The sequence below is a fragment of the Mesorhizobium sp. M0904 genome (genome assembly GCF_040319475.1).
Lineage (GTDB): Bacteria > Pseudomonadota > Alphaproteobacteria > Rhizobiales > Rhizobiaceae > Mesorhizobium.
This window is the reverse complement of sequence record NZ_JAMYOC010000009.1, coordinates 1-10,279: the sequence shown is the minus strand read 5'-3', so window position 1 is coordinate 10,279 and position 10,279 is coordinate 1. Positions and strand designations below refer to the sequence as shown.

Annotated in this window: 4 protein-coding genes and 1 pseudogene; all 5 read left to right on the top strand. The window is 64.1% G+C overall.

Annotation, left to right across the window (positions count from 1 at the left end; all coding sequences use genetic code 11):
- Nucleotides 1-267: 267 nt before the first annotated feature.
- On the top strand, nucleotides 268-5,748 hold the full coding sequence (locus tag NKH80_RS11375) for an alpha-2-macroglobulin family protein (RefSeq protein ID WP_352991615.1): 5,481 nt from the start codon (nucleotides 268-270) through the stop codon (nucleotides 5,746-5,748).
- Nucleotides 5,749-6,010: 262 nt separating this feature from the next.
- Nucleotides 6,011-8,101 carry a penicillin-binding protein 1C gene (pbpC, locus tag NKH80_RS11370; protein WP_352505540.1) on the top strand — a complete coding sequence of 697 codons (2,091 nt, stop codon included), beginning with the start codon at nucleotides 6,011-6,013 and terminating at the stop codon, nucleotides 8,099-8,101.
- A 54-nt stretch (nucleotides 8,102-8,155) separates the two neighbouring features.
- Nucleotides 8,156-8,860: a M15 family metallopeptidase gene (locus tag NKH80_RS11365; RefSeq protein ID WP_352505539.1), complete on the top strand. Its 705-nt coding sequence runs from the start codon at nucleotides 8,156-8,158 to the stop codon at nucleotides 8,858-8,860.
- A 221-nt stretch (nucleotides 8,861-9,081) separates the two neighbouring features.
- On the top strand, nucleotides 9,082-10,110 hold the full coding sequence (locus NKH80_RS11360) for a sulfate ABC transporter substrate-binding protein (protein ID WP_352505538.1): 1,029 nt from the start codon (nucleotides 9,082-9,084) through the stop codon (nucleotides 10,108-10,110).
- 18 nt (nucleotides 10,111-10,128) lie between these two features.
- Nucleotides 10,129-10,279: pseudogene (locus NKH80_RS11355) on the top strand (molybdate ABC transporter permease subunit); the annotation flags it as partial.

The window sequence follows — 10,279 nt, the reverse complement described above, 5'->3', positions numbered from 1 at the left end:
CCTAGCCTAGCTCGCAAACCTAAAATTGGAATGAAGTTCTGAAGCACTCGTAAAGGGGCCACAATCCAATTGCTGAAATAGACAGGGCTTGGAACTCACACCTTCTGCGTCGCCGCAAGAAAGCGTGATCCCCTGTCCTATGGAGCTACTACCGGTCATCGGCCGGAAAGCAAACCGTTGGCAGGCGGATCCTGCCGCGTCCTGATGTTGACAAGCGCCACTGAAGCTTGAAGATTTCTGGACGTCAGCACTTGTCTGGAGGGGTTTATGGCAATGCGCGCGGCTCGTGGTCTATCGATTCTTTTCCTTCTCTTTTTTGCCTGGAGCGGTGTCGCGCAAGCGGCCGAAGCCCGGCGGGTGGTGACATCGGACAATTCCGACTATTTCGGTTTCGATCTCAGATCCGACCAGAATGTCAGCCTCGACCAGTGCAAGACCACCTGCCTCGGCGACCCGGCCTGCCGCGCCTTCACCTACAACCTCAAGGCCAAATGGTGCTTTCTTAAATCCGATTACAACTCGTTGAAACCCTTCAGCGGCGCCGTCGCCGGCAAGGTCGTCAACATCGATGGCGATCCCGACATCGGCGCGCCACCCGAACTCGCCTTCTTCCCGAACTGGATGGCAGACCAGGCCCAGCAATACCGCAACAAGCTCACTGGCCCGACCTACACCAAGCCGACCGAGGGGCTGACGGCGCTGAGGGCCGCCGCCGAACAGTCGGCGCTGACGGGCGATCATCGCGCGGCCATGCACAAATACGAGGCGGCGGTTTCGGCGTTGCCTGATGACGGCCAGCTCTGGCTCGAGCTGGCGCGCGAAACGCTTGCCGTCCATCCGACCGCCAACAGTTCGGAGCCGTCGACGCTGCCGGCGAACGCCACTTCCGCCGCCTTCAATGCCTACAAATTGCTGCGCACCACCAGGACGCGCGCCGACGTGCTGGCGCTGCTCGGGGACGGCCTTGATCGCCGCGATCTCTACAGGCCGGCCCTGCAGGCCTACGAGGCGAGCCTCGCTCTCGTCAATTCGCCGGCAGTCAGGGCCGCCTACCAGGATCTCAAGGCCCGCAAGGGCTTCCGCGTCATCGATCATACCGTCGATGCCGACACGAGCGCGCCACGCATCTGCGCGCAGTTCTCCGAGGAGCTGGTCAAGACCGGCGTCGACTACTCGCAGTTCGTTACTGTCGACAACGCCGCTCCCAAGGGCGTCGAAGCCAAGGACAAGCAGATCTGCGTCGAAGGGCTCGAGCACGGCCAACATTATGACGTGACCTTCCGCGCCGGCCTGCCGGCCGCCATTGGCGAGGTCACCGCGGCACCGGTGGTTCTATCGATATATGTGCAGGACCGCGCGCCTTCGGCCCGCTTCACCGGCGACAGCTTCGTGCTGCCCGCCGGCGCACGCCGCGGCATACCGGTCGTCACCGTCAACATGAATGCCGCCGAAATGAAGCTCTTCCGCATCGGCGACCGCTCGCTGGCCCAACTTCTGTCGGGATATCAGTTCCTGCGCCAGCTTGACGGCTACGACATTTCGAACATCTCCGAACAGATGGGCGAGCCGGTCTGGCAGGGCCAGCTCGACATCGCCAACGACCTCAACAAGGAAGTCACCACCTCCTTCCCAATCGATGAGGCGTTGCCGAAGCGCAAGCCCGGCGTCTATGTGCTGACCGCACAAGCCGTCGACGATCGCAGCGACGACTATGATTCGCACGCCACGCAATGGTTCGTCGTCTCCGATATCGGCCTGTCGACCTATACCGGACAGGATGGACTGAACGTCTTTGCGCGTTCGCTCGCAACCGCCAAGCCGATTGCCGGCGCCGAGCTGACGCTGCTGGCCAGGAACAATGAAATCCTCGGCACCGCGACCACCGACGCGGAAGGGCGGGCGGTGTTCAATCCCGGCCTGACGCGCGGCGACAGCGGCATGGCGCCGGCCGTGCTGATGGCCAAACAGGGCGACGACGATTTCGTCTTCCTCGATATGGGCCGCGCCGGCTTCGACCTGTCCGACCGTGGCGTCGCCGGACGGCCGGCACCTGGCGCGCTCGACGTCTATGCCTGGACCGAGCGCGGCATCTACCGCGCCGGCGAAGATGTCCATGTCGCGGCTCTTGCCCGCGACAGTGCCGCCAAGGCGGTCGAGAACCTGCCGCTGACCTTCATCTTCTCGCGGCCCGACGGCGTCGAGGACCGCCGCATCGTCAGCGACGGCGCGTCGGCCGGTGGTCACGCGGTCGACCTGCCGCTGGAACCCAACGCCATGCGCGGCACCTGGACGGTGGCGATCCATACCGATCCCAAGCAGGCGGCGGTTGCCAGCCAGATGTTCCTGGTCGAGGACTTCGTACCGGACCGCATCGAGTTCGACCTGTCCTCCGACAAGCAGGAGATCGCCCAGGGCGAGACCGCCAACATTACCGTCGACGGCCGCTTTCTCTACGGCGCGCCGGCCGCGGGCCTCGCGCTCGAAGGCGAATTGACGCTGTCGACCGCCCGCGATTGGGACCGCTTCAAAGGCTATTCCTTCGGTCTCGCCGACGAACAGTCGGCTGAACCGACAGTGACGCCCTTCACTGGCCTGCCGGTGGTCGGCGAGGACGGCAAGGCGACCTTCCCGGTCTCCGTCGATCAATTGCCATCCACCACCAAGCTGGTCGATGCCAAGATCACGGTCAGGATGCGTGAAACCGGCGGCCGTGCCGTCGAGCGCTCGCTGAATATCGGCATCCGCCCGCAGGGCCACATGATCGGCATCCGCCCGGATTTCGACGGAGACGAGGTGCCGCAAGGCGGCACGGCCAAGTTCAGCCTGGTCGCCGTCGACCCAGACGGCAAGCGTGAGGCGCTGAAGGGCGCACAGTGGTCGTTGGTCAAGGTCGAGCGCAGCTACCAGTGGTATCGCTCGAGCAACTCCTGGAACTATGAGCCGGTCACCTTCACCAAGGCGGTGGCCAACGGCCAGGTCGACCTGAGCGCCGATGGCGAGGCTACGGTGTCGCTGCCGGTCGACTGGGGCCGCTACCGGCTCGAGATCGAGACAGCGGATCCGGAAGGCCCGGCCACCAGCTATGAGTTCGACGCCGGCTGGTATGTCAGTTCCACCACCACCGAAACGCCCGACGGCCTCGAGATCGCCCTCGACAAGGATACCTATGCGGCGGGTGAAGTGGCCAAGCTCAAAGTGTCGCCGCACTTTGCCGGCGAGTTGCTCGTCACCATCGGCGCCGACAAGCTCCTGAAGACCGTCACCGCCAGCGTGCCGGCCGGCGGCAGCACTGTCGACATCCCGGTCGGCGACGACTGGGGCGCCGGCGCCTACGTCACGGCAACGCTATTCAGGCCGGGCGATGCGCAAGAGACACGCATGCCGGCGCGCGCCATCGGCGTCAAATGGCTGAAGCTCGATCCCGGCTCGCGGAAGCTTGCGGTCAGCTTGGCGACGCCGGGCAAGACCATGCCGCGCCAGCAGCTGTCGATCCCGGTCGCCGTTGCCGGCGTGCAGCCCGGCACCAACGCCTATGTCATGGTCGCGGCCGTCGACGTCGGCATCCTCAACCTGACCAACTACAAGGTACCGGATCCGGAGAACTGGTTCTTCGGGCAGCGCATGCTCGGTCTCGAGGTTCGCGACATCTATGGCCGGCTGATCGACGGCTCGCTGGGCACAACCGGTAAGCTGCGCACCGGCGGCGACGGCGCCAACATGCAATCGCAAGGCAGTCCGCCGACCGAAAAGCTGGTCGCCTTCTTCTCCGGCCCGGTCCAGCTCGACGCCGACGGCAAGGCGCGGATCGACTTCGACATTCCGCAGTTCAACGGCACCGTGCGCGTCATGGCCGTCGCCTGGACCAAGGAAGCGGTCGGCCATGCCCAGTCCGACGTCATCGTGCGTGATCCGGTGGTAATCACCGCCGGCCTGCCGCGCTTCCTGGCGCCCGGCGATTCCGCCCTCATGCGGCTCGACGTCGCCGACACCGACGGCCCCGCAGGCGACTACAAGCTGACCGTCAACACGACAGGCGACCTGTCAACCGGCAATGCCGCCTTGCCTGAAAAGCTGACGCTCGCCAAAGGCAAGCGGCAGACACTGACCGTGCCGTTGATTGCGCAGACCGCAGGCAACGCCTCGATCACCATCAGGCTTGCGCATGCCGACGGCACCGCCGTCGAGCAGACGCTCTATGTGCCGGTGCGCCCGGCGCAACTGCCGGTGACCACCCGCATGGTCGTCGACCTCAAGGGCAATGGCGGCGCGCTGCGCGTCGACAAGGAACTGCTGGCGGCAAGCCTGCTCGATGGCGCTTCGGTCAGCGTCGGCGTTTCGCAGGCGGCTGCCTTCGACGTGCCGTCGCTGCTGATGACGCTCGACCGCTATCCCTATGGTTGCGCCGAACAGACCACCAGCCGCGCCATGCCGCTTCTCTACGTCAACGACATGGCTTCCGGCATCGGCATGGCCAGCGACCCCGATCTGCATGGCCGCGTCCAGGACGCCATCTACAAGGTGCTGAGCTACCAGGCATCGGCCGGCAGCTTCGGCCTGTGGGGTCCGGGTTCCGGCGATCTGTGGCTCGACGCCTATGTCACCGATTTCCTGACCCGGGCGCGCGAGCAGAAATACGACGTGCCGGCCTTGGCGATGAACCAGGCGCTGAGCAATCTGCAGAACGCGATCGGCTACGATCAGGACGTCCAGGATCGTGGCAGCGAGATCGCCTACGCGCTCTATGTGCTTGCCCGCAACAAGAAGGCCTCGGTCGGCGATCTGCGTTATTATGCCGACACCCAGCTCGAGGCCTTTACCAGCCCGATGGCCGTCGCCCAGCTGGCGGCGTCTCTCGCGCTCTACGGTGACACGCAGCGCTCGGAGGCAACCTTCCAGGCCGCGCTGCAACTGGCCAAGTCGACACCCGAATATGACTATTACCGATCCGACTATGGCTCGCCGCTGCGTGACGGCGCGGCGATCCTGGCGCTTGCCGCGGAAAGCAAGCCGGTTCCGACCATCGTGCCGGCGCTGATCCAGTTGGTGACCAGGGAACGCGCCGACGCTAGGTGGACCAGCACGCAGGACGAGTCCTGGATGCTGCTGGCGGCCCGGGCGCTGAAGGCCGGCAATGATTCGATCGCGCTGACCGTCAACGGCGCACCGCATGCCGGCGGCTATTCGGACCAGATCGCCGGTGGCGACCTGGCCGACAGTCCGCTGACCATCGTTAATACCGGCAGAAATCCGCTGCAGGCGGTCGTCACCACTGTGGCCTCCCCGATCCAGCCTCTGCCGGCCGGCGGCAACGGCTTTACCATCAGCCGTACCTACTACAAGCTCGACGGCACAGAGGCCAACGTGACGGAGGTCAAGCAGAACGAACGCTATGTCGTCGTGCTCAAGGTTTACGAGCAGAACACCTGGCCTTCGCGGCTGCTGATCACCGACCTGTTGCCGGCCGGCTTCGAGATCGACAATCCGGGCCTGGTCTCCAGCGCTCAGTTGACGAACTTCTCCTGGCTGGCTCAGACCGATGCCGCCCATCTCGAATTCCGCGACGACCGTTTCGTCGCGGCGTTCAATCCCAACGACGGCGACGGCGACCGCAACATCACGCTCGCCTACGTCGTGCGCGCGGTGACGCCGGGCACCTATGCCCACCCGGCGGCAACGATCCAGGACATGTACCGGCCGCAATATTCGGCCCGCACCGCCACCGGCATGATGGAGGTCAAGGCGCCGTAAGGCAAAAAAGGGCGGATAGGAATATGGCGATGGCACCGTCGCAAAGGATTTCGCCAATCTTCAGCGTTGCAGAAAGGGAGCCGAGGTCGCGGCCGGCTCTCCCTTCTCCCCTTGTGGGAGAAGGTGGCCTCGCGAAGCGAGGTCGGATGAGGGGTGTTCCAGCTTGGCACCAATAGCGCTCTGGCCAGCACTCCTCAACCGTCTCGGCGCTGCGCGCCAATCCACGTTCTCCCACAAGGGGAGAAGGGAGAAGGGCGGTGCCGTGCTCTCCAGAAGATTCCTCCGCCGAACTGCCATCACCGCCGCCGCTTGCGCCGGCCTCGTGGCCATTTCCGCCGTCGCCCTCTGGCAGCTCGACCGCGCATTTCCGCCGCCGCTGCCGGCTGCTTTGACGGTCTCGACCGAGGTGCAGGACCGAGACGGCCAACTGCTGCGCGCCTTCGCCACGCCGGACGGCTACTGGCGGCTCGCTACCAGCCTGGACCAGATCGACAAGCAGTTCGTCGACATGCTGGTCACCTATGAGGACAAGCGTTTCTGGGGTCACCAAGGCATAGATGTGCTGGCACTGGCGCGTGCCGCCGGCCAGTTCGCGACCAGCGGCCATATCGTCTCCGGCGGTTCGACGCTCTCGATGCAGCTCGCCCGCCTGATCGAACCACGCGACAGCCGCAGCCTCGGCTCGAAGATCAAGCAGATGCTGCGCGCCCTGCAAATCGAACGGCGGCTTTCCAAACGCGAGATCCTCGAACGCTATCTGACGCTGGCGCCCTATGGCGGCAATCTCGAAGGTGTGCGCGCCGCTTCGCTCGCCTATTTCGGCAAGGAGCCGAAACGGCTGACGGTCTCGGAGGCCGCCCTGCTCGTCGCCTTGCCGCAATTGCCGGAAAAGCGACGCCCTGATCGCAATCTCGAGATTGCCCACGCTGCCCGCGACAGGGTGCTGACCCGCATGGTCTCGGCAGGCCTGCTCGGCGAACGTGAGGCCGCGCGTGCCGCGCTCGAGGATGTGTCGGGGCTGCGGCGCACCTTGCCTGCGCTCGCTGCCCATGCGGCCTATGCAATGCTGCCCAAGGCCATCCCCGGCCAGAAGCTGCAACTGACGATCCGCAAGAGTGTCCAGGAAGGGCTGGAGCAGGTGGCGAAAGATGCAGCCGCCAGGCTCGGCCCTCGCCTCTCGGTGGCCATGGTGCTGGCCGATGCCCGCACCGGCGATATCCTTGGCGAGGTCGGCTCTGCCGATTTCTTCGATGCCACCCGTTCGGGCTGGATCGACATGACCAAAGTCGTCCGCTCGCCTGGCTCGACGCTGAAGCCGTTCATCTACGGCCTCGCCTTCGAGCAAGGCCTTGTGGCGCAGGAGATGCTGATCGAGGACAGCCCAACCGATTTCTCCGGCTACCGGCCGAAGAACTTCGACATGGGCTATCAGGGCGATGTCAGCATCAGGCAGGCGCTGCAATTGTCGCTCAACGTTCCGGCAATCCGCGTGCTCGACGCGGTCGGCCCGGCCCGGCTGATGGCGCGCTTTCGCCAGGCCGATGTGATCCCTGTACTGCCCGTCAACGAGGCGCCTGGCCTGGCAATCGGCCTCGGTGGCGTCGGGATGACACTGCGCGACCTGGTTCAGCTCTATGCCGGTCTTGCCAATGGCGGCAAGGCACACACGCTGCGTGACGGCACCGAGCCGGAGAATGCCGAACGCTCGACCACAACCATTCTCGACGGACAGGCGACCTGGCAGATCACCGACATCCTGTCAGGCGTCAAGCCGCCTCAGGGTGCCGCCCAACGCGGCATCGCTTACAAGACCGGCACCTCCTACGGCTATCGCGACGCCTGGTCGGTCGGCTTTGACGGCCGCTATGTGCTCGGCGTATGGGTCGGCCGCCCCGACGCCGGCGCGGTGCCCGGCCTGTCCGGCTACATCTCGGCGGCGCCCATCCTGTTCGAAGGCTTTGTCCGTTCCGGCCTGGCCGCCGTACCACTGCCAAGCCAGCCGTCCGGCGTCCGGCGTCCGAAACGCGAGGAGCTGCCGGTGACGCTGACGCGCTTCGGCGCCGGCACCGATGGGCTGGTGCAGGCGACGCCGACCGAGCCTGCGCCAACCATCATCTTTCCGCCAGACGGCGCCCGCGTCGACCTCGGCACTTCCTCGGCCGACGCCTCGCCGCTGGTTCTCAAGCTGCAGGGCGGCCGCGCACCGTTCCGCTGGCTGGCCAACGGCAAGCCGCTGGTCGGCATCGACCGGCGGCGCACCGCAACCTGGCAGCCGGACGGCGCCGGCTATTCGACCCTGACCGTGATCGACGCGGCGGGACGCGCGGCCAGCGTAAAGGTTTTTGTCGAGTGAAAATTTCCCTTGAATAGATTCCGGCAGGTGATTCAAGGGATTGGGGTTTACGCCTTGCTTTCCGCCGCCGGTATTTCCTCGGCCTTTGCTGACACCCTCCCCGCCGGCTTTGTTCGGCTGGCCGACATCGATCCCAGTATCCGGCAGGATATCCGCTATGCCGGCCTCGAAAATTTCCTGCATCGCAAGGTAAGCGGCTACGATGCGCCGGTATGCGTCCTCACCAGGCAAGCGGCGCAAGCGCTTTCGGCAGTGCAGAAAGCGATTGCTGCCGAAGGGCTGACGCTGGTCGTGTTCGACTGCTACCGCCCTGCGCGGGCTGTCTCCGACATGAGTGAATGGACAAAAACGGGCGGGCCACCGGACCCGCAATGGTATCCAAAGGTCAAGCGCAAGGATCTCATCGCCAAGGGTTATATCGGCGAACTGTCCACCCATTCGCGCGGATCGACGGTCGATGTCGCGATCGCCCGGGTCAACCATAAAAAACAGGCCGGCCGCACGAGCGCTCCGAAACCGGCCTGCGGCGCGACCGATGCCGACACGCTCGATTTCGGCACCGGTTTCGACTGTTTCGATCCGGCGAGCGAAACGGCTCACCGAGCGATAGACGATGAAGCCGCGGCTAACCGCAAAAGACTTGTCGAGGCGATGCGCGCCGGCGGCTTCAAGAATTACCCACGCGAATGGTGGCACTTCACGCTGGAAAACGAGCCGTTTCCAAGAGAGCGCTTCAACTTTCCCGTTACCGGCGAATAAGCTGCCGAAACCTCGTTCGGACGAGACGCAGCCATTGCCGAAGAGCTGGCCGTCTCTAGTTAATCGCGTCGGGAGCGCGATCATGGTCCATGCGGGAAAATAGTTCCTCGCATCGCCGAAACCAGGCGAAAAATTGCTTCAATGAGCCAAAAAAGGCAACATTGATTGCATCTAAATTCTATCAATTCGGTAGATTTGGCGCGAGTTCAACGGAGGCGGAAATGACCAAACCTCATTTCAGGAAACTGCTCGGCGCACTGGTCGCCACATCCGTCCAGTTCGGCACGCTCGGTTTCGCGTTTGCCGACACCACCATTCTCAACGTGTCCTATGATCCGACGCGTGAGCTCTATAAGCAATTCGATGAGGCCTTCATTGCCCACTGGAAGGCAGAGACAGGCGAGACGGTCACCGTCCAGCAGTCACATGGCGGATCCGGCGCGCAGGCTCGCGCCGTGATCGACGGCCTCGACGCCGACGTGGTGACGCTGGCGCTCGAAGGCGATATCAACGCCATCGTTTCGAAAGCGAAGAAGATCAATCCAGACTGGCGGACGAAATTCGAAAACAATTCGGCGCCCTACACCTCGACCATCATCTTTCTCGTCCGCAAGGGAAACCCCAAGGGCATCCATGACTGGGGCGATCTGGTCAAGGACGACGTCCAAGTGATCACGCCGAATCCCAAGACCTCCGGTGGCGCGCGCTGGAACTACCTCGCCGCCTGGGCCTATGCCAGCTCCAAGGATGGCGGCGACGAGGCCAAGACCAAGGAATTCGTCGGCAATCTCTATGCGCATGTCCCGGTTCTCGACACCGGTGCGCGCGGCGCCACCGTGACCTTCGCGCAAAAAGGGCTGGGCGACGTGCTGCTCGCCTGGGAAAACGAGGCCTATCTGGCGCTCGATGAGTTCGGCGCCGACAATTTCGATATCGTCTACCCGCCGACCTCGATCCTGGCCGAGCCGCCGGTCGCCGTGGTCGACGCCAATGTCGACGCCAAAGGCACACGCAAAGTTGCCGAAGCCTATCTGAGCTATCTCTATTCCAAGGAAGGCCAGACGCTCATCGCCAAGAACCATTATCGCCCTTCGAAGCCCGACCTGGTGCCGGCGGAGGACTTGGCCAAGCTGCCTGAGATCAAGCTGATCACCATCGACGACCCGCTTTTTGGCGGCTGGAAGAAGGCACAGCCTTATCATTTCGGCGATGGTGGTATATTCGACCAGATCTACAAGCCGGCCCAGTAGCATTTAGATCAGGACGACATGACCACAGCACCCGCCAAGGCGGGGTGGCGATTCAGGCAGCCGAGCGTCATTCCGGGTTTCGGGTTGACGCTCGGCTTCTCGCTTGCCTACCTCACCCTCATCATCCTCATTCCCCTGTCCGGGCTGATCTGGCGCTCGGCGGCGCTCG

What these genes read in the sequence shown, in the direction of transcription:
- NKH80_RS11360 (WP_352505538.1), top strand. Translation starts at nt 9,082, where the DNA reads ATGACCAAACCTCATTTCAGGAAACTGCTCGGCGCACTGGTCGCCACA.
- NKH80_RS11375 (WP_352991615.1), top strand. Translation starts at nt 268, where the DNA reads ATGGCAATGCGCGCGGCTCGTGGTCTATCGATTCTTTTCCTTCTCTTT.